The sequence below is a fragment of the Streptomyces sp. V3I8 genome, from assembly GCF_030817535.1.
In the GTDB taxonomy this organism is placed as follows: Bacteria; Actinomycetota; Actinomycetes; order Streptomycetales; family Streptomycetaceae; genus Streptomyces.
In genome coordinates this window covers 5,137,367-5,154,356 of record NZ_JAUSZL010000002.1, presented here as the reverse complement: position 1 = coordinate 5,154,356, position 16,990 = coordinate 5,137,367, and the positions used below count along the sequence as shown (strand labels likewise).

At 67.0% G+C, this 16,990-nt stretch carries 28 protein-coding genes; 1 reads left to right on the top strand and 27 read right to left on the bottom strand.

What is annotated here, in order from left to right:
* Positions 1-99: 99 nt before the first annotated feature.
* Positions 100-1,302 carry a CapA family protein gene (locus QFZ75_RS23065; protein ID WP_307539727.1) on the bottom strand — a complete coding sequence of 401 codons (1,203 nt, stop codon included), beginning with the start codon at positions 1,300-1,302 and terminating at the stop codon, positions 100-102.
* 89 nt (positions 1,303-1,391) lie between these two features.
* Here QFZ75_RS23065 and QFZ75_RS23060 point away from each other — a divergent pair, with 89 nt between their 5' ends.
* A complete protein-coding gene (locus QFZ75_RS23060; RefSeq protein WP_307544702.1) occupies positions 1,392-2,276 on the top strand; it encodes a hypothetical protein in 885 nt (294 codons plus the stop codon).
* Positions 2,277-2,342: 66 nt separating this feature from the next.
* Here the strand turns inward: QFZ75_RS23060 and truA are convergent, their stop codons facing one another.
* From truA to rpsS, 26 genes are all read right to left on the bottom strand, one after another.
* Complete coding sequence (truA, locus tag QFZ75_RS23055; RefSeq protein ID WP_307539726.1) at positions 2,343-3,206, bottom strand: tRNA pseudouridine(38-40) synthase TruA; 864 nt, start codon at positions 3,204-3,206, stop codon at positions 2,343-2,345.
* A 129-nt stretch (positions 3,207-3,335) separates the two neighbouring features.
* A complete protein-coding gene (gene rplQ, locus QFZ75_RS23050; protein ID WP_307539724.1) occupies positions 3,336-3,866 on the bottom strand; it encodes a 50S ribosomal protein L17 in 531 nt (176 codons plus the stop codon).
* Positions 3,867-4,069: 203 nt separating this feature from the next.
* Positions 4,070-5,092 (bottom strand): DNA-directed RNA polymerase subunit alpha, encoded by a 1,023-nt coding sequence (locus QFZ75_RS23045; RefSeq protein WP_046583607.1) that lies wholly within the window; start codon positions 5,090-5,092, stop codon positions 4,070-4,072.
* Positions 5,093-5,216: 124 nt separating this feature from the next.
* A complete protein-coding gene (gene rpsK / locus QFZ75_RS23040; RefSeq protein ID WP_003956432.1) occupies positions 5,217-5,621 on the bottom strand; it encodes a 30S ribosomal protein S11 in 405 nt (134 codons plus the stop codon).
* Between the two features lie 69 nt (positions 5,622-5,690).
* Positions 5,691-6,071, bottom strand: a complete 381-nt coding sequence (gene rpsM / locus QFZ75_RS23035; protein WP_307539720.1) for a 30S ribosomal protein S13 — start codon at positions 6,069-6,071, stop codon at positions 5,691-5,693.
* Positions 6,072-6,277: 206 nt separating this feature from the next.
* Positions 6,278-6,391 carry a 50S ribosomal protein L36 gene (gene rpmJ, locus QFZ75_RS23030; protein WP_003998809.1) on the bottom strand — a complete coding sequence of 38 codons (114 nt, stop codon included), beginning with the start codon at positions 6,389-6,391 and terminating at the stop codon, positions 6,278-6,280.
* A gap of 57 nt (positions 6,392-6,448) precedes the next feature.
* Positions 6,449-6,670: a translation initiation factor IF-1 gene (infA, locus tag QFZ75_RS23025; RefSeq protein WP_003948620.1), complete on the bottom strand. Its 222-nt coding sequence runs from the start codon at positions 6,668-6,670 to the stop codon at positions 6,449-6,451.
* A gap of 244 nt (positions 6,671-6,914) precedes the next feature.
* Complete coding sequence (gene map / locus QFZ75_RS23020) at positions 6,915-7,751, bottom strand: type I methionyl aminopeptidase (RefSeq protein WP_307539718.1); 837 nt, start codon at positions 7,749-7,751, stop codon at positions 6,915-6,917.
* Positions 7,752-7,852: 101 nt separating this feature from the next.
* Complete coding sequence (locus QFZ75_RS23015) at positions 7,853-8,539, bottom strand: adenylate kinase (RefSeq protein ID WP_307539716.1); 687 nt, start codon at positions 8,537-8,539, stop codon at positions 7,853-7,855.
* A complete protein-coding gene (gene secY / locus QFZ75_RS23010) occupies positions 8,539-9,855 on the bottom strand; it encodes a preprotein translocase subunit SecY (protein WP_307539714.1) in 1,317 nt (438 codons plus the stop codon). Before secY ends, QFZ75_RS23015 begins: the two co-directional genes overlap by 1 nt.
* Before the next feature lie 249 nt (positions 9,856-10,104).
* Entirely contained in the window at positions 10,105-10,560 is a 456-nt protein-coding gene (gene rplO, locus QFZ75_RS23005) for a 50S ribosomal protein L15 (protein ID WP_043676833.1), read from the bottom strand.
* A 2-nt stretch (positions 10,561-10,562) separates the two neighbouring features.
* On the bottom strand, positions 10,563-10,745 hold the full coding sequence (gene rpmD, locus QFZ75_RS23000) for a 50S ribosomal protein L30 (protein WP_307539712.1): 183 nt from the start codon (positions 10,743-10,745) through the stop codon (positions 10,563-10,565).
* A 2-nt stretch (positions 10,746-10,747) separates the two neighbouring features.
* Positions 10,748-11,350: a 30S ribosomal protein S5 gene (gene rpsE / locus QFZ75_RS22995; RefSeq protein ID WP_055513610.1), complete on the bottom strand. Its 603-nt coding sequence runs from the start codon at positions 11,348-11,350 to the stop codon at positions 10,748-10,750.
* 43 nt (positions 11,351-11,393) lie between these two features.
* The gene (rplR, locus tag QFZ75_RS22990) at positions 11,394-11,777 is read right to left on the bottom strand and encodes a 50S ribosomal protein L18 (RefSeq protein ID WP_307539710.1); all 384 of its coding nucleotides are present in this window, start codon (positions 11,775-11,777) and stop codon (positions 11,394-11,396) included.
* 3 nt (positions 11,778-11,780) lie between these two features.
* A complete protein-coding gene (rplF, locus tag QFZ75_RS22985) occupies positions 11,781-12,320 on the bottom strand; it encodes a 50S ribosomal protein L6 (protein ID WP_269247080.1) in 540 nt (179 codons plus the stop codon).
* A gap of 24 nt (positions 12,321-12,344) precedes the next feature.
* The gene (gene rpsH / locus QFZ75_RS22980) at positions 12,345-12,743 is read right to left on the bottom strand and encodes a 30S ribosomal protein S8 (protein ID WP_081218894.1); all 399 of its coding nucleotides are present in this window, start codon (positions 12,741-12,743) and stop codon (positions 12,345-12,347) included.
* A gap of 235 nt (positions 12,744-12,978) precedes the next feature.
* Entirely contained in the window at positions 12,979-13,164 is a 186-nt protein-coding gene (locus QFZ75_RS22975) for a type Z 30S ribosomal protein S14 (protein WP_003948630.1), read from the bottom strand.
* A 5-nt stretch (positions 13,165-13,169) separates the two neighbouring features.
* Positions 13,170-13,727 carry a 50S ribosomal protein L5 gene (gene rplE, locus QFZ75_RS22970; RefSeq protein ID WP_307539706.1) on the bottom strand — a complete coding sequence of 186 codons (558 nt, stop codon included), beginning with the start codon at positions 13,725-13,727 and terminating at the stop codon, positions 13,170-13,172.
* Positions 13,727-14,050 (bottom strand): 50S ribosomal protein L24, encoded by a 324-nt coding sequence (rplX, locus tag QFZ75_RS22965; RefSeq protein ID WP_055513601.1) that lies wholly within the window; start codon positions 14,048-14,050, stop codon positions 13,727-13,729. Before rplX ends, rplE begins: the two co-directional genes overlap by 1 nt.
* A 2-nt stretch (positions 14,051-14,052) precedes the next feature.
* On the bottom strand, positions 14,053-14,421 hold the full coding sequence (gene rplN / locus QFZ75_RS22960) for a 50S ribosomal protein L14 (RefSeq protein ID WP_003992364.1): 369 nt from the start codon (positions 14,419-14,421) through the stop codon (positions 14,053-14,055).
* Between the two features lie 103 nt (positions 14,422-14,524).
* Entirely contained in the window at positions 14,525-14,812 is a 288-nt protein-coding gene (gene rpsQ / locus QFZ75_RS22955; RefSeq protein ID WP_307539704.1) for a 30S ribosomal protein S17, read from the bottom strand.
* Positions 14,812-15,036, bottom strand: coding sequence for a 50S ribosomal protein L29 (gene rpmC, locus QFZ75_RS22950; RefSeq protein ID WP_003998824.1), 225 nt, complete (start codon positions 15,034-15,036; stop codon positions 14,812-14,814). Before rpmC ends, rpsQ begins: the two co-directional genes overlap by 1 nt.
* The gene (gene rplP / locus QFZ75_RS22945) at positions 15,036-15,455 is read right to left on the bottom strand and encodes a 50S ribosomal protein L16 (protein ID WP_004927269.1); all 420 of its coding nucleotides are present in this window, start codon (positions 15,453-15,455) and stop codon (positions 15,036-15,038) included. Before rplP ends, rpmC begins: the two co-directional genes overlap by 1 nt.
* A 5-nt stretch (positions 15,456-15,460) precedes the next feature.
* Positions 15,461-16,312, bottom strand: coding sequence for a 30S ribosomal protein S3 (gene rpsC / locus QFZ75_RS22940; RefSeq protein ID WP_055614925.1), 852 nt, complete (start codon positions 16,310-16,312; stop codon positions 15,461-15,463).
* A complete protein-coding gene (gene rplV / locus QFZ75_RS22935) occupies positions 16,312-16,659 on the bottom strand; it encodes a 50S ribosomal protein L22 (RefSeq protein WP_030619142.1) in 348 nt (115 codons plus the stop codon). The genes rpsC and rplV overlap by 1 nt, the downstream gene beginning before the upstream one ends.
* Positions 16,660-16,700: 41 nt before the next feature.
* On the bottom strand, positions 16,701-16,982 hold the full coding sequence (rpsS, locus tag QFZ75_RS22930) for a 30S ribosomal protein S19 (RefSeq protein ID WP_307539701.1): 282 nt from the start codon (positions 16,980-16,982) through the stop codon (positions 16,701-16,703).
* Positions 16,983-16,990: the final 8 nt, after the last annotated feature.

Here is a 16,990-nt window from a genome sequence, read left to right as displayed (position 1 = left end):
CTCGCACAGGTGCGAGGGCGGCAGCAGGCAGTCATATAAAAGACTTCTCAGGGCCGCCCAGGTTGTAGGCGTTCGCCCCGGAATATGCTGTGACGTCGGTCACTTGTCCAGCGGGAGCTCCTTGAGCCCTTCACCGCCGGGCGCCCCGCGGTTGAAAAGGAAACCGCGGATGCGCTCCTTCGCCAGCCGGTACCGGGCGATCCGCTCCTCGGAGAGGTCGCCGGGCACCGCGATCGCGCGCCGCACATCCACCAGCCGGTGGTCCGTGACCACGTCGGCGGAAAGCTTCTCGCCCTCCTCGGCCGTCGGCGGGATGTCCACCAGGGTCGGGACGTAGCGCGCCGAGACGTCCCAGCCGTCGGCGCCCTCCCGGAACTCGAACCAGCCGATCACCCCTTCCTCCGTCAGCCCCGTGGGCGAGGAGTGCCGGGCGACCTGGTTGCCGAGGCCGTACGCGACCCAGGTGCCGTTCACCTTCTGGATCGGCTGCACCACGTGCGCGTGGTGTCCGATCACCAGGTCGACACCGGTCTCCGCGGTGAGCCGCTCCGCCAGCCGCAGCTGCGGGACGCTCGGCTCGTTGTAGTGCTCCAGCCCCCAGTGCACCGAGAGGATGACCACCTCGGCGCCCCGTTCGCGCGCACGGGCCTCGGCCTTCTTGATCTCATCGGTGTCGAGCCGGTTGAACGCCCAGCGCTGCTTCTCGGGTGTCGGGTTGAGGAAGGACTCCCACGAGTAGGACAGGTGGGCCACCTTGACGCCGTTGACCTCGCGGATGACGGTCTTCGCCGCCTCCTCGCGCGTACGCGCCGATCCGGTGTGCCCGAGACCGGCCTCGTCCATGGCGTCCAGGCTGCGCCGTACGGCGCTCAGTCCGTGGTCGAAGGTGTGGTTGGAGGCGGTCGAGCAGGTGTCGTAGCCGACGTCCTTGAGCGACGTGAGGATCTGCGGTGGGACGAGGAACTCGGGATATCCCTCGAAGGGCCCCTTCGGCTTCCCGACCGGGGTCTCCAGATGACAGATCGCGAGGTCGGCCTTGCCGATGACCGGCTCCACGCCCGCGAGCAGCGGTCCGAAGTCCAGCCCCGCCTCGCCCTTGCCCGTCGTCCCGGCGTCCTTCGCGGCCTGTTCGACCAGCTCGGGGTGGATGAGTACGTCACCCGCCGCGGCGACCGTGAACGAACGCCCGCCCGGCTTCGCGGCCGGCGTCGTCGCGGACTCGGAACCGCATGCGGCGGTGAGGGCCAGGGCCAGTGTAAGAGCGGCCGCACTGGGTACCCGGAAAGGTTTACGGGGCGTCACCTCGCTATGTTCACATGTGAACCACAACGAACACAGGAATCACCATTACAAGACAGTCACGTTTCATGCGTATATGCGCGACACTTGTCCTGGTGTCGACCCTGGCCGGCTGCGACGCGGCGGCGGACGACACGGCGGACAACTCCCCTCCGCCCGCACGGGAGTTGGTGGACCTGCGCAGCCGGATCCTCGCGTACACCACCGGGCTGGGGCCCGACGGCGACTACACCCCGCCGGGCGACGCCGCGCGCACCCGGCTGGCCGAGGGCGTCGGGCGGCTCCTGGACGGCGACGAGGGCGAGGCCCAACGGCTGCTGTCACGGGCCGGGTTCACCCTCACCCGGCTCACCGACACCGCGTCCGGCCGCCGTTACGACGAGATCGCCGCCCGGTCCGGTCCCGCCCGGCGCTGGGGCCGCCTCTATCTGAACGCCGACTCCGAGGTCCGCTGGAGCGCCCAGGTGCCGCACCCCGTCTCCGACCGGGACACCGAACTGCTCGGCGTGCGCCTGCTGGAGGGCGCTCCCGGCGGGTCGCTGGTGCTGGCCGGCGCGCACCGCCGCGCCGGTTCCGAGGGGGCCGCTGACGTCGCCCACCGCGAGGACAGCGCCTTCCACGCCGTCGTCGTGGAGCTCCAGAAGCGCGGGGTGCCCGGCCTGCAGCTGCACGGCTTCGCCAAGGCGCCGGACCGCCCCTACGAGGCCGTGGTCTCCACCGGGGCCGCGCAGAACGCGCTCGGCGAGGCCACCGCCCTGGCCGACCGCATGGAGGCCGACGGTCTGCGGGTCTGCCGGGGCTGGTCGGACCGGTGCCCGCTGGAAGGCACCACGAACGTCCAGGGCCGCTCGGCGCAGCAGCGCCACGCGACGTTCCTCCATGTGGAGCTCGCCCCCCGGGCCCGGGGCGACGGCTTCGGGGCCCGCACCGCCACGAAGGCCCTGACGGAACTCGTCACCGCCTGGACCACCGGCTGACGGACCACGACCCCGCCCCGGGGAAGGCGGCACCGGCAGGCCTTCCCCGGTCCCGCACCCGTCCGCTCAGCAGCACACTCCCGCGCCCCCGGGCAGCGTCCGCCGGTTGCGCGCCTCCTTGTTCCGCGCGGCGAGCAGCTCGTCCGCCGGGTAGCCGACCTCCTCCAGCGTCAGCCCGTGCGGCCGCACCACGTGCACCGCGGAGTCCCGCACCCCGGCGGCCAGTACCTTCGCCGGCCAGTCGGCCCCCCGGTGCCCGTCCCCCACGAACAGCAGCGCCCCGATCAGCGAGCGCACCATGTTGTGGCAGAAGGCGTCCGCCCGCACGGTCGCCGTGACGACCTGGTCACTCCCCCGCTCCAGCCGCAGCTCCTGGAGCGTACGGATGGTGGTGGCGCCCTCGCGCTTCTTGCAGTACGCGGCGAAGTCGTGCTCCCCGAGCAGCCCCTGGGCGGCCTCGTTCATGGCGTCGACGTCGAGCGGCCGGTCGTGCCACAGGACGTGGCTGCGCAGCAGGGGGTCGACCCCGCCCGGATTGTCGGTCACGCGGTAGGCGTACCGCCGCCACATCGCCGAGAACCGCGCGTTGAACCCGCTCGGCGCCTCGGTCACCGCCCACACCCGCACATCCTTGGGCAGCCGCCCGGCCAGCCGCTTGAGCAGCTTCTCCCGGTGCTCGGCCCACAGCTCCTCAGGCAGATCGACATGCGCCACCTGCCCGCGGGCATGCACCCCCGCATCCGTCCGCCCGGCCACGGTCAGCTCGTACAGCGCCTCACCCGACCGCGTCACGGTCCGCAGCGCGTCCTCGATCTCGCCCTGTACGGTCCTGCGCCCCGCGGCCTGCTTGGCCCACCCGGAGAACTCGCTCCCGTCGTACGAGACGTCCATCCGGACGCGGACATGGCCGGGCGCTGCTTCGTCACTCACCTGGAGATCCTTTCAGGAACACGAGAGCGGGCCCGCCCCTGAAAGGAACGGACCCACTCAAGCACGCCCCTGAAGGGGCGCGGGGAACTGCGCGATCAGCCACGACGGCGCCGCAGTCGAAGGACGGTCTTACGCGTCCTTGGACTCCTCGGCAGCCTCGTCACCCTTGGCCACGTCGACCTTGGCGTCCTCGACCTGAGTCTCCTCGGTCTTGGTCTCCTCGGTCTTGGTCTCGACCTCGGCGTCCTTCGCGGAGCGCTTCGTCGCCGCCTCGGCCTCACCGGTGGCCTGCTGGGCCACGGTCAGGGCCTCCACCAGCTCGATGACGGCCATGGACGCGTTGTCGCCACGGCGGTTACCGATCTTGGTGATACGGGTGTAGCCACCCGGGCGGTTCTCGTAGCGCGGGCCGATCTCGGTGAAGAGCGTGTGCACGATGCTCTTGTCCGTGATGACCGAGAGGACCTGACGGCGGTTGTGAAGGTCGCCCTTCTTCGCCTTGGTGACCAGACGCTCGGCGTACGGCCGCAGGCGGCGGGCCTTCGCCTCGGTGGTCGTGATCTTGCCGTGCTCGAAGAGCGACTTCGCGAGGTTCGCGAGGAGCAGCTTCTCGTGCGCGGCACTGCCGCCCAGACGGGCACCCTTGGCAGGCTTCGGCATGGTCTTTCTCCTAGGTGTCTGCCCCGGCCGTATCAGGTACCGAGGTCAGTGTCCGAGCAGGCGATCGCCTGTCGAAGATCCGGACCCTTTTCCAAGGCTCCGGAAGACCCGCGCCCCAAAGGGACGCGGGGAACTGCGCGACCAGCCGCGACGGGCCCGCAGTCAATTCTCAGCCGATCCGGCGAAGTGATCTCGCGGAGCGCTCAGTACTGCTCGGTCTCGACGAAGCCCGCGTCGACGTCGTCGTCCGCGCCGAAGGCGTCGGCGGCGGCGGTCGGGTCGAATCCGGGCGGGCTGTCCTTCAGGGCCAGGCCCATGCCGGCCAGCTTCGCCTTGACCTCGTCGATCGACTTCGCACCGAAGTTGCGGATGTCGAGCAGGTCGGCCTCGGACCGCGCCACGAGCTCACCCACGGAGTGGATGCCCTCGCGCTTGAGGCAGTTGTACGACCGAACGGTGAGCTCGAGCTCCTCGATCGGCAGGGCGAGATCGGCGGCGAGGGCGGCGTCCGTCGGGGACGGGCCCATGTCGATGCCCTCGGCGTCGATGTTGAGCTCGCGCGCCAGACCGAACAGCTCGACCAGGGTCTTGCCGGCCGACGCCATGGCGTCACGGGGACGCATGGCCTGCTTGGTCTCGACGTCGACGATCAGCTTGTCGAAGTCGGTGCGCTGCTCGACACGGGTCGCCTCGACCTTGTAGGTGACCTTGAGAACGGGCGAGTAGATCGAGTCGACCGGGATGCGCCCGATCTCCTGACCGACCTGCTTGTTCTGCACGGCGGAGACGTAGCCGCGACCGCGCTCGACGGTCAGCTCCATCTCCAGCTTGCCCTTGCCGTTGAGCGTGGCGAGGACGAGGTCGGGGTTGTGGACCTCGACACCGGCCGGGGGCGCGATGTCTGCGGCGGTGACCAGACCCGGGCCCTGCTTGCGCAGGTACATCACGACCGGCTCGTCGTGCTCCGAGGAGACGACCAGCTGCTTGATGTTGAGGATCAGGTCGGTGACGTCCTCCTTGACGCCCGGCACGGTGGTGAACTCGTGCAGGACACCGTCGACCCGGATGCTGGTGACAGCGGCGCCGGGGATCGAGGAGAGGAGCGTACGACGGAGGGAGTTGCCGAGGGTGTAGCCGAAGCCCGGCTCCAGCGGCTCGATCACGAACCGGGAGCGGAATTCGTCGACGACCTCTTCGGTCAGCGACGGACGCTGAGCAATAAGCATGGTGCGATCCTTCAGTCAGGGGCGCCCGCTATTTGACGCCCAACTGTTACTGCAAGGGTACGGGCGGCACGTCTCCGAAGAGCTGTACCGCCCGGACCCTGGGAAAAACTAAGACAACCGTGCGTCAGACGCGACGGCGCTTGGGCGGACGGCAGCCGTTGTGCGGCGTGGGCGTCACGTCCTGGATCGAGCCGACCTCGAGGCCGGTGGCCTGGAGGGAGCGGATCGCGGTCTCACGGCCGGAGCCGGGACCCTTGACGAAGACGTCGACCTTGCGCATGCCGTGCTCCTGCGCGCGGCGGGCGGCCGACTCGGCGGCCATCTGCGCGGCGAAGGGGGTGGACTTGCGCGAGCCCTTGAAGCCGACGTGGCCGGCGGAGGCCCAGGAGATCACGTTGCCCGAGGGGTCCGTGATCGAGACGATGGTGTTGTTGAACGTGCTCTTGATGTGCGCGTGACCGTGAGCGACGTTCTTCTTTTCCTTGCGGCGCACCTTCTTGGCAGCGCCCTGACGACCCTTGGGGGGCATCTATAACTCCTACGGGGAGGTGGTCGGTCCTACAGCGAAGACCGCTGATGAAGCGTTGTCCGCTGAGGACTACTTCTTGCCCGGCTTCTTCTTGCCGGCGATGGCGCGACGCGGGCCCTTGCGGGTACGGGCGTTCGTGCTGGTGCGCTGACCGCGGACGGGCAGTCCACGACGGTGACGCAGACCCTGGTACGTGCCGATCTCGACCTTGCGGCGGATGTCGGCCTGGACCTCACGGCGGAGGTCACCCTCGGTCTTGAAGTTGGCGTCCACGTACTCGCGGATCCGGACCAGCTCCTCCTCGGAGAGGTCACGGACGCGCGTGTCGGGGTTCACGCCGGTGTCCGCCAGCGTCTTCTGCGAAAGAGTCCGGCCAATGCCGAACACGTAGGTGAGGGCAACCTCCACGCGCTTTTCGCGCGGGATGTCAACACCGGAAACGCGTGCCATTCAATGGCTCCAGTTGTCGTTCGGAGGTCTTCCACAGAACCGGCTCCCACCCGCCGTCATCCTCTGCCGCGAAGATTCGGTACGGATCGGGTCCCCGGCCTCCGACCGGGGGTGTCGGATCCCTGCGGACAGCGGATCCGGGCTCTGCGTATGAACATGTACTGCGTCGCGCGAAGTTCTGCGGGTGCAGAAGGTGCGGTCGTGCGTCAGCCCTGGCGCTGCTTGTGGCGCGGGTTTTCGCAGATGACCATGACCCGGCCGTGACGGCGGATCACCCTGCACTTGTCGCAGATCTTCTTGACGCTCGGCTTGACCTTCATTGGTGAGGTTCTCCGGGTCAGTGCCACCGCCCCGCGGAAGCGGGGCACAGGCAAGATCTACTTGTACCGGTAGACGATCCGGCCACGCGTCAGGTCGTACGGAGACAGCTCCACCACGACCCGGTCGTCAGGGAGGATGCGGATGTAGTGCATACGCATCTTGCCGCTGATGTGTGCCAGAACCTGGTGGCCGTTCTGGAGCTCAACCTTGAACATGGCGTTCGGAAGAGACTCGACGACAGTGCCCTCGATCTCGATGGCACCTTGCTTCTTGGCCACGCTTCGCCCTTCGAATCGACTACCTTGATCGACTCCGCGCTTACCACATGCAGACATGCGGATGCACGAGAGCCGACGAGTCAGTCTACGTCAGGGCCCCCGGAAAGACGAATCGAGAAAGTCTGCCCCACAAGCAAGATCCCTATGCCAGGACGCGCCCCTTCAGGGACGCGGGGAACTGCGCGACCAGCCCCCGCCGGCCGACACACCGCCGTTCGGCAGAGCCTTCCTGCCCCCCTGGGGGCTACGCCAGGGGATCAGGCGCAGCCGTGATCCCCAGCTCGGCCAGCTTCGCCCGGCCCCCGTCCGGCGCCGTGAGGACGAGCGGCCCCTCCTCCGTCAGGGCGACGGAGTGCTCCCAGTGCGACGACCACGTACCGTCCGTCGTGATGACGGTCCAGTCGTCGGCCAGCACCTCGGTCCGGGGCGTCCCCAGCGACACCATCGGCTCGATGGCGAGGCAGAACCCGGCGACCAGCTTCGGCCCCTTGCCCCGCCGTCGCTCCACGTAGTTCAGCAGGTGGGGGTCCATGTGCATCTCGGTGCCGATGCCGTGGCCGCCGTAGTCCTCGACGATCCCGTACTTGCCGCCGCCGGGCTTCGGCTGGCGGCGGATATACGTCTCGATGGCGCGGGAGACGTCGACGAGCCGGTTCCCCAGTTTCATCGCCGCGATCCCGGCCCACATCGACTCCTCGGTCACCCGGGACAGCTCGACGAGCTCCGGAGCGTGGCCGGAGCCCACGAACGCCGTGAACGCGGCGTCCCCGTGCCAGCCGTCGACGATCGCGCCCGCGTCGATGGAGATGATGTCGCCGTCCTTGAGGACGACGTCGTCGCTCGGGATGCCGTGCACGACGACCTCGTTCACCGAGGTGCAGATGGTGGCGGGAAAGCCGCCGTAGCCCAGGAAGTTCGGCTTCGCCCCGTGCTCGTCGAGCACCTTGCGGGCGACCTGGTCGAGATCGCGGGTCGTGGCACCGGGCACCGCCGCTTCCCGGGTCGCCGCGTGGACGGCGGCGACGACCAGGCCCGCCTCACGCATCTTGGCGATCTGCTCGGGGGTCTTGATCTGCACCATGGGGGCCCGCGCTCTCCGTCTTCTCTGCCTGCTGGGGTACGTACACAACAGTAAGGCCGCGGCGCCCTGCGAGGGCACCGCGGCCGAACCGGCCAGGGCGGCTACTGGCCGCCGCCCTCGCTGTCGTTCCTGCTCTCGGACTGGGCCGTGAGAGCGTCCATCGCGCGCCGGGTGACCTCGTCCACCTTGCCGAGCGCCGAGATCGTCACGACCAGGCCCTGGGCCCGGTAGTAGTCGATGATCGGCTCCGTCTGGGTGTGGTAGACCTCCAGGCGCTTGCGGACGGTCTCCTCGGTGTCGTCGTCGCGCTGGTACAGCTCCCCGCCGCAGGCGTCACAGACGCCTTCCTTCTGCGGCGGGCTGTACGTCACGTGGAAGACGTGACTCGAATCCTTGCGGCAGATGCGGCGGCCGGCGATGCGCTTGACCACCTCGTCCTCGGGGACCTCCAGGTCGAGCACCCCGTCCAGCTCCACGCCGTCGGCCTTGAGCGCCTGGTCCAGCGCCTCGGCCTGCGAGACGTTCCGCGGGAAGCCGTCCAGCAGGAAGCCGTTCACGGCGTCCGGCTGCTCCATGCGGTCCTTCGCCATCGCGATGGTGACCTCGTCCGGCACGAGGTTGCCCTCGTCCATGTACGACTTCGCCAGTTTGCCCAGTTCCGTCTGCCGGCTGATGTTCGCACGGAAGAGGTCGCCCGTGGAGATGTGCGGGATCGACAGGTTCTTGGCGAGGAACGCCGCCTGCGTTCCCTTGCCCGCCCCGGGCGGCCCGACGAGGACGATTCGCATCAGCGGAGGAACCCTTCGTAATTGCGCTGCTGGAGCTGGCTCTCGATCTGCTTCACCGTCTCCAGACCGACACCCACGATGATCAGGATGCTGGTGCCACCGAACGGGAAGTTCTGGTTTGCCCCGAAACCAACCAACGCCATCGTCGGTACGAGAGCGATCAGGCCCAGATACAGCGAACCCGGCCAGGTGATCCGGTTGAGTACGTATCCCAGGTACTCAGCCGTCGGCCGGCCGGCCCGGATGCCCGGGATGAAGCCACCATACTTCTTCATGTTGTCCGCGACTTCCTCGGGGTTGAACGAGATCGCCACGTAGAAGAAGGCGAAGAAAACGATCAACAGGAAGTACGTGGCGATGTAGATCGGGTGGTCGCCCTTGGTGAGGTTCTGCTCGATCCAGGTCTTCCAGCCGGAGGTCCCGCCCGCGAACTGGGCCACCAGCGCCGGGATGTACAGCAGCGACGAGGCGAAGATCACAGGGATGATGCCGGCCTGGTTGACCTTCAGCGGGATGTACGTCGACGTGCCGCCGTAGGAGCGGCGGCCGATCATCCGCTTCGCGTACTGGACCGGGATGCGGCGCTGGGCCTGCTCGACGAAGACCACCAGGCCGACCATGACGAGGCCGACCGCGATGACGGTGCCGAACTCGATCCAGCCGTCCGCGAGGGTGCCCTGCTGCTTGATGGCCCACAGCGCCGACGGGAACGTCGCGGCGATCGAGATGAACATCAGGATGGACATGCCGTTGCCGATGCCGCGGTCGGTGATGAGCTCACCGAGCCACATGACGGCGGCCGTACCGGCGGTCATGGTGATGACCATCGTGATGGTGACGAAGATCGACTGGTCGGGAACGATCTGACCGCCGACCGTGCAGCCCGTGAAGAGCGCACCGCTGCGGGCGGTGGCCACCAGGCCGGTGCCCTGCAGGATGGCCAGGGCCACCGTCAGATAACGGGTGTACTGCGTGATTTTCGCCGTGCCTGCCTGACCCTCCTTCTTGAGGGCCTCCAGACGCGGGATCACCACGGTCAACAGCTGCAGGATGATGCTCGCCGTGATGTACGGCATGATGCCGAGGGCGAAGATCGTGATCTGCAGCAGCGCGCCACCACTGAACATGTTCACCAGGCCGAACAGACCCTGGTTCCCATTGCTCGCCTGATCGATACAGGCCTGGACGTTCGTATAGTCGACTCCCGGGATCGGGATGTGCGTACCCACCCGATAGACCACGATGATGCCGAGCGTGAAGAGCAGCTTCTTGCGCAGGTCGGGCGTCTTGAACGCCCGGGCGAACGCGGTGAGCACGGTGCCTCCTGCGACCCCCGCGCAAGTGCGCCAGAGGTGACGGTCTTGAGGTTCGACGAATAAGTAACGGACAGCTAACTAACAGTCAGGAGCCACCTGGAGTTCCCTGGCGGCACACCGGGCGAAAATCAGCAGCGCAGGCCACCTTACCGGCGACACCGCTTCCCTAGGAACGACCAACCGGGGATGCCCCTTTTGTGGGGCACCCCCGGTCAGGGATCGCTCATGTCATCGGGTTGCCTGACGTACTCAGACCAGCTCGGTGACGGTACCGCCGGCGGCGGTGATCTTCTCCTTGGCGGAGCCGGAGACGGCGTCGACCGTCACCTGCAGTGCCACGGAGATCTCGCCCTGGCCGAGGACCTTGACGAGGCTGTTCTTGCGCACCGCACCGTTGGCGACGAGTCCCTCGACGGTGACCTCGCCACCCTCGGGGTACAGCGACGCCAGCTTGTCGAGGTTCACGACCTGGTACTCGGTCTTGAACGGGTTCCGGAAGCCCTTGAGCTTCGGGAGACGCATGTGGAGGGGCATCTGGCCACCCTCGAAGCGCTCCGGAACCTGGTAGCGGGCCTTCGTGCCCTTGGTACCACGACCGGCCGTCTTACCCTTGGACGCTTCACCACGACCGACTCGCGTCTTCGCGGTCTTGGCGCCCGGGGCGGGACGGAGGTTGTGGATCTTGAGCGGGTTGTTCTCCGCCATGATCAGTCGACCTCCTCAACCGTCACGAGGTGGCGGACGGTGTGAACCATTCCGCGGAACTCGGGGCGGTCCTCCTTGACGACCACATCGTTGATCCGCTTGAGACCAAGCGAACGAAGGGTGTCGCGGTGGTTCTGCTTGCTGCCGATGAACGACTTCTTCTGCGTGATCCTGAGCTGGGCCATGACTACGCACCCGCTCCCGCACGTGCACGAAGCAGAGCCGCGGGGGCGACGTCCTCGAGGGGCAGACCACGGCGGGCCGCGATCTCCTCGGGACGCTGCAGGCCCTTGAGGGCCGCCACGGTCGCGTGCACGATGTTGATCGCGTTGGAAGAGCCGAGCGACTTCGACAGGATGTCGTGAACGCCGGCGCACTCGAGCACAGCACGCACCGGGCCACCGGCGATGACGCCGGTACCGGGAGAAGCAGGCTTGAGCAGGACGACGCCCGCGGCCTTCTCGCCCGTGATCGGGTGCGGGATGGTGCCCTGGATACGGGGAACCTTGAAGAAGTGCTTCTTGGCCTCCTCAACACCCTTGGCGATGGCGGCCGGCACCTCCTTGGCCTTGCCGTAACCGACACCCACGGTGCCGTCACCGTCGCCCACCACGACCAGCGCGGTGAAGCTGAAGCGACGACCACCCTTCACAACCTTGGCGACACGGTTGATCGCGACGACGCGCTCGACGTACGCGGTCTTCTCGGCAGCAGCGCCGCCGTCACGGCCCTTCCGGTCCCGCCGCTCGCCGCCACCGGCACCGCTTCCGCGGCGCTGGGGTCCAGCCATTGGAATTACCTCTCTCTGTTTCCGCTAGCTACGGAACCAGGACTCAGAACTTGAGTCCGGCTTCGCGGGCGGCGTCCGCCAGAGCGGCAATGCGCCCGGCGTACTGGTTTCCACCACGGTCGAATACGACAGTCTCGACACCGGCGGCCTTGGCGCGCTCGGCGACCAGGGCGCCGACCGACTTGGCCTGCTCGGACTTGTCGTTCTCGCCGCCGCGGATCGACGTGTCCAGGGTGGACGCGGACGCGAGGGTGTGACCCTTCACGTCGTCGATCACCTGGGCCACGATGTGGCGGTTCGAGCGCGTCACGACCAGGCGAGGCCGCTCAGCCGTACCGGAGATGTGCTTCCGGATGCGGATGTGACGTCGCTTGATGGCAGCACGCTTGTAAGCGTCGCCCTTAGCAATCTTGACACCGTATGCCATGGCTTACTTACCCGCCTTTCCGACCTTGCGCCGGACGACTTCGCCCTCGTACTTGACGCCCTTGGCCTTGTACGGGTCGGGCTTGCGCAGCTTGCGGATGTTGGCCGCAACCTCGCCGACCTTCTGCTTGTCGATTCCCTCGACCGAGAAGTGCGTCGGGTTCTCGACCTTGAACGAGATGCCCTCGGGCGCCTCGACCGTGATCGAGTGGCTGTAGCCGAGCGAGAATTCCAGGTTGGAACCCTTCGCCAGGACGCGGTAACCGACACCGCTGATTTCGAGCTTCTTCACGTAACCCGTGGTCACGCCGGTGATCATGTTCGCCACCAGCGTGCGGGACAGGCCGTGCAGGGCCTTGTTCTGACGCTCGTCGTTCGGGCGGGTGACATTGAGAATGCCGTCCTCACCCTTGGCGACCTCGATCGGCGCCGCGACGGTGTGGGAGAGAGAGCCCTTGGGGCCCTTCACCTGAACCGTACGGCCGTCGATGGTGACGTCCACGCCGGCGGGAACCGTGATGGGGAGCTTGCCAATACGCGACATAGCTGTTTCCTCCGTTCCCTTCCGCTACCAGACGTAGGCGAGAACTTCTCCGCCTACGCCCTTCTTGCCGGCCTGCTGTCCAGTGAGGAGACCGTGCGACGTGGAGATGATCGCCACGCCGAGGCCACCGAGCACCTTGGGCAGGGAGGTGGACTTCGCGTACACGCGCAGACCCGGCTTCGAGATCCGCTTGATGCCCGCGATGGAGCGCTCACGGTTCGGGCCGAACTTCAGCTCGAGGACGAGCTTCTTGCCGACCTCGGCGTCCTCGACCTTCCAGCCGGTGATGAAGCCCTCCTGCTGGAGGATCTCTGCGATGTGCGACTTGATCTTGCTGTGCGGCATCGCGACATCGTCGTGGTACGCCGAGTTCGCGTTACGCAGACGGGTAAGCATGTCTGCGATGGGATCAGTCATGGTCATGAATTGGCCTTCGGCCTCTCTCGCCGGGGTTTCCTGTATGCGCCATCCCTCTCCCCACTCAGTGGCGGGACGGGTGCGGTGCGGGGACCTACGGCGTAGTAAGCGTTAACTAGTGGGCTGTACCCACATGCGTTCGGGCGGCAGACGCCCAACCCTCCTAGCCTAAGCCATGGAGGAGAGGGCATCTGCCAACCCACTGCTTACCGAGAGCGTCCGGGCATTCCCTTTTGGGGGATTACCAGGAGCTCTTGGTCACGCCCGGCAGCTCGCCGCGGTGAGCCATCTCACGAAGGCACACGCGGCAGAGGCCGAACTTGCGGTACACGGAGTGCGGACGGCCGCAGCGCTGGCAGCGCGTGTAGCCACGTACACCGAACTTGGGCTTACGAGCAGCCTTGGCAATCAGAGCCTTCTTCGCCATCTCGCTTACGCCTCCTTGAAGGGGAAGCCGAGGTGACGGAGAAGGGCACGGCCTTCGGCGTCGTTGGTCGCCGTGGTGACCACGGTGATGTCCATACCCCGGACGCGGTCGATCTTGTCCTGGTCGATCTCGTGGAACATGACCTGCTCGGTGAGACCGAAGGTGTAGTTGCCACGGCCGTCGAACTGCTTGGGAGACAGACCACGGAAGTCGCGGATGCGCGGCAGCGCGAGCGACAGGGTGCGGTCCAGGAACTCCCACATGCGGTCGCCACGAAGCGTGACGTGGCAGCCGATCGGCTGACCCTCGCGCAGCTTGAACTGCGCGATGGACTTCCGGGCCTTGGTGACGGCCGGCTTCTGACCCGTGATGGTGGTCAGGTCGCGGACGGCACCGTCCATGAGCTTCGAGTCACGGGCGGCGTCGCCGACACCCATGTTGACCACGATCTTGACGAGACCCGGGGTCTGCATGACGTTCTCGTAGGAGAACTCTTCCTGCAGCTTGCCCGCGATCTCCTCGCGGTACTTCGTCTTGAGACGCGGAGTGGTGGTGGTAGCCATCAGATGTCCTCACCCGTCCGCTTGGCAACGCGGATCTTGTTGCCCTCGTCGTCGAAGCGGAAACCGACGCGCGTGACGACCTTGTTTCCGTCCTTCTCAACGACCAGCTGGACGTTGGAGACGTGGACGGGCGCCTCGGTCGTGACGATGCCACCGGCCTGCGAACCGCGAGCGGTGGGACCGGCCTTCGTGTGCTTCTTGACCCGGTTGACACCCTCGACCAGGACGCGCTCGTCGCGCGGGTAAGCGGCAATGACCTTGCCCTGCTTGCCCTTGTCCTTACCGGTGATGACCTGAACCAGGTCGCCCTTCTTGATCTTCATGCTTACAGCACCTCCGGCGCGAGCGAGATGATCTTCATGAACTTCTTCTCGCGCAGCTCACGGCCGACAGGGCCGAAGATACGGGTGCCGCGAGGGTCGCCGTCGTTCTTCAGAATGACGGCGGCGTTCTCGTCGAAGCGGATGTACGAGCCGTCGGGACGGCGGCGCTCCTTGACGGTGCGAACGATGACCGCCTTGATGACGTCACCCTTCTTCACATTGCCGCCGGGGATCGCGTCCTTGACGGTGGCGACGATGACGTCACCGATGCCCGCGTAGCGGCGACCGGAGCCACCGAGCACACGGATGCAAAGGATCTCCTTCGCACCAGTGTTGTCGGCGACACGCAGTCGCGACTCCTGCTGGATCACGTCTATCTCCTGATTGTCTGCCGGTTCCCGGGGCGGGCCGTCTGGTACGGCGGCCCGCCCCGAGCCTGGCGGAACTGTTCCTAGGGTGCCCCCCTAGGAGGGATTACTTGGCCTTCTCGAGGATCTCGACGATGCGCCAGCGCTTCGTCGCGGACAGCGGCCGGGTCTCCATGATGACCACCCGGTCGCCGACGCCGGCAGCGTTCTGCTCGTCGTGGGCCTTGAGCTTGTTCGTACGGCGGATGACCTTGCCGTACAGCGCGTGCTTCACGCGGTCCTCGACGGCGACGACGACGGTCTTGTCCATCTTGTCGCTGACGACCAGACCCTCACGGGTCTTGCGGAAACCGCGGCTCGTCTTGGTCTCTTCAGTCACGTTGCTCTCGCTCATCAGGCACTCTCCACCGTCTCGATGCCCAGCTCGCGCTCACGCATCAGGGTGTAGATCCGCGCGATGTCCTTGCGGACGGCCTTGAGCCGCCCGTGGTTCTCGAGCTGACCGGTCGCCGCCTGGAAGCGGAGGTTGAACAGCTCTTCCTTGGCTTCGCGGAGCTTCGCGAGAAGCTCCTCGTCACCCAGTTCGCGCAGCTCGGACGCCTTGGTACCGGCCGACATCACGCTTCACCTGCCTCGCGCTTGACGATCCGGCACTTCATCGGCAGCTTGTGGGCTGCGCGAGTGAGGGCCTCACGGGCGATCTTCTCGTTGGGGTAGGACAGCTCGAACATGACCCGACCCGGGTGCACGTTCGCGATCCACCACTCGGGGGATCCCTTACCGGAACCCATGCGGGTCTCGGCGGGCTTCTTGGTCAGCGGGCGGTCCGGGTAGATGTTGATCCAGACCTTGCCGCCACGCTTGATGTGGCGGGTCATCGCGATACGAGCCGCTTCGATCTGGCGGTTCGTGACGTACGCCGGCGTGAGGGCCTGAATGCCGTACTCGCCGAACGCGACCGTCGTACCACCCTTGGCCTGACCACGGCGCTTGGGGTGGTGCTGCTTGCGGTGCTTGACCCTACGAGGGATCAGCATGTCGGTCAGGCCTCCGTTCCGGTGCTCTCAGCCGGAGCGGCAGCGGCGGCGGGAGCGTCGGCCTTGGGGGCCTCGGCTGCCGGCGCGGACTGCTGCTGCGGCTTGCGGCCGCGGCCGCCACGCTCGCCACCACGACCGCCGCCACGTGCCGGGCGGTCGCCGCCGGGGCCGCCACCGCGGGCCGGGCGGTTGCCCGCACGGGCGGCGGCGTTCTCGGCGCGGACCTCGGCGATGTTCTTGACGTCGCCCTTGTAGATCCAGACCTTCACACCGATGCGGCCGAAGGTCGTCTTGGCCTCGAAGAAGCCGTAGTCGACGTTCGCACGGAGCGTGTGCAGGGGCACGCGGCCCTCGCGGTAGAACTCCGAGCGGGACATCTCGGCGCCGCCGAGACGGCCACCGCACTGGATCTTGATGCCCTTGGCGCCGGCCTTCATCGTGCCCTGCATGCTCTTGCGCATGGCACGACGGAAGGAGACGCGGGAGGACAGCTGCTCGGCGACGGCCTGGGCCACCAGCTGAGCGTCGGTCTCCGGGCTCTTCACCTCGAGGATGTTGAGCTGGACCTGCTTGCCCGTGAGCTTCTCGAGGTCACCGCGGATGCGGTCGGCCTCGGCGCCGCGGCGGCCGATGACGATGCCGGGACGCGCGGTGTGGATGTCCACCCGCACACGGTCACGGGTGCGCTCGATCTCCACCTTCGAGATGCCGGCGCGCTCCATGCCGGACGTCATCATCCGACGGATGGCGACGTCTTCCTTGACGTAGTCCTTGTACAGCTTGTCGGCGTACCACCGGGACTTGAAGTCCGTGGTGATGCCGAGCCGGAACCCATGCGGGTTAACCTTCTGGCCCATTACCGGGTTCCTTCCTTGCTGCTGACGACCACGGTGATGTGGCTGGTCCGCTTGCGGATCCGGTAGGCGCGGCCCTGGGCGCGCGGACGGAACCGCTTCAGGGTCGGACCCTCGTCGACGTACGCCTCGGAGATGACGAGGCTGTCGGCGTCGGTGTGGTCGTAGTTGTGTGCGGCGTTGGCGATGGCGCTGTCAAGCACCTTGCCGACGGGCACGCTCGCGGCCTGCGGGGCGAAACGCAGGACCGCCTGAGCCTCCGTGGCATCCATGCCACGGATAAGGTCCACCACACGGCGGGCCTTCATGGGCGTGACGCGGATGTACCGCGCCTGGGCCCTGGCTTCCATGGTTGTCCTTCCAGTGTCTGTCATGGTCATTCCACCCCGCGTTAGCGGCGCTTCGACTTCCGGTCGTCCTTGACGTGACCCCGGAAGGTGCGCGTCGGCGAGAACTCGCCGAGCTTGTGGCCGACCATCGACTCGGTGACAAACACCGGGATGTGGATCTTGCCGTTGTGCACCGCGATCGTGTGACCGAGCATGGCCGGGATGATCATCGAGCGACGGGACCAGGTCTTGATGACGTTCTTGGAACCGGCTTCGTTCTGGGCGTCCACCTTCTTGATGAGGTGGTCGTCGACGAAGGGCCCCTTCTTGAGACTGCGCGGCATCTAAACCC

Coding starts and splice junctions, on each gene's coding strand:
- rplQ (WP_307539724.1), bottom strand. CDS start 3,866: ATGCCGAAGCCTGCCAAGGGTGCCCGTCTGGGCGGCAGTGCCGCGCAC.
- QFZ75_RS23045 (WP_046583607.1), bottom strand. CDS start 5,092: ATGCTTATTGCTCAGCGTCCGTCGCTGACCGAAGAGGTCGTCGACGAA.
- rpsK (WP_003956432.1), bottom strand. CDS start 5,621: ATGCCCCCCAAGGGTCGTCAGGGCGCTGCCAAGAAGGTGCGCCGCAAG.
- rpsM (WP_307539720.1), bottom strand. CDS start 6,071: ATGGCACGCGTTTCCGGTGTTGACATCCCGCGCGAAAAGCGCGTGGAG.
- rpmJ (WP_003998809.1), bottom strand. CDS start 6,391: ATGAAGGTCAAGCCGAGCGTCAAGAAGATCTGCGACAAGTGCAGGGTG.
- map (WP_307539718.1), bottom strand. CDS start 7,751: ATGGTGCAGATCAAGACCCCCGAGCAGATCGCCAAGATGCGTGAGGCG.
- QFZ75_RS23015 (WP_307539716.1), bottom strand. CDS start 8,539: ATGCGAATCGTCCTCGTCGGGCCGCCCGGGGCGGGCAAGGGAACGCAG.
- rplO (WP_043676833.1), bottom strand. CDS start 10,560: ATGGCGGAGAACAACCCGCTCAAGATCCACAACCTCCGTCCCGCCCCG.
- rpmD (WP_307539712.1), bottom strand. CDS start 10,745: ATGGCCCAGCTCAGGATCACGCAGAAGAAGTCGTTCATCGGCAGCAAG.
- rpsE (WP_055513610.1), bottom strand. CDS start 11,350: ATGGCTGGACCCCAGCGCCGCGGAAGCGGTGCCGGTGGCGGCGAGCGG.
- rplR (WP_307539710.1), bottom strand. CDS start 11,777: ATGGCATACGGTGTCAAGATTGCTAAGGGCGACGCTTACAAGCGTGCT.
- rplF (WP_269247080.1), bottom strand. CDS start 12,320: ATGTCGCGTATTGGCAAGCTCCCCATCACGGTTCCCGCCGGCGTGGAC.
- rpsH (WP_081218894.1), bottom strand. CDS start 12,743: ATGACCATGACTGATCCCATCGCAGACATGCTTACCCGTCTGCGTAAC.
- QFZ75_RS22975 (WP_003948630.1), bottom strand. CDS start 13,164: ATGGCGAAGAAGGCTCTGATTGCCAAGGCTGCTCGTAAGCCCAAGTTC.
- rplE (WP_307539706.1), bottom strand. CDS start 13,727: ATGGCTACCACCACCACTCCGCGTCTCAAGACGAAGTACCGCGAGGAG.
- rplX (WP_055513601.1), bottom strand. CDS start 14,050: ATGAAGATCAAGAAGGGCGACCTGGTTCAGGTCATCACCGGTAAGGAC.
- rpsQ (WP_307539704.1), bottom strand. CDS start 14,812: ATGAGCGAGAGCAACGTGACTGAAGAGACCAAGACGAGCCGCGGTTTC.
- rpmC (WP_003998824.1), bottom strand. CDS start 15,036: ATGTCGGCCGGTACCAAGGCGTCCGAGCTGCGCGAACTGGGTGACGAG.
- rplP (WP_004927269.1), bottom strand. CDS start 15,455: ATGCTGATCCCTCGTAGGGTCAAGCACCGCAAGCAGCACCACCCCAAG.
- rpsC (WP_055614925.1), bottom strand. CDS start 16,312: ATGGGCCAGAAGGTTAACCCGCATGGGTTCCGGCTCGGCATCACCACG.
- rplV (WP_030619142.1), bottom strand. CDS start 16,659: ATGGAAGCCAGGGCCCAGGCGCGGTACATCCGCGTCACGCCCATGAAG.
- rpsS (WP_307539701.1), bottom strand. CDS start 16,982: ATGCCGCGCAGTCTCAAGAAGGGGCCCTTCGTCGACGACCACCTCATC.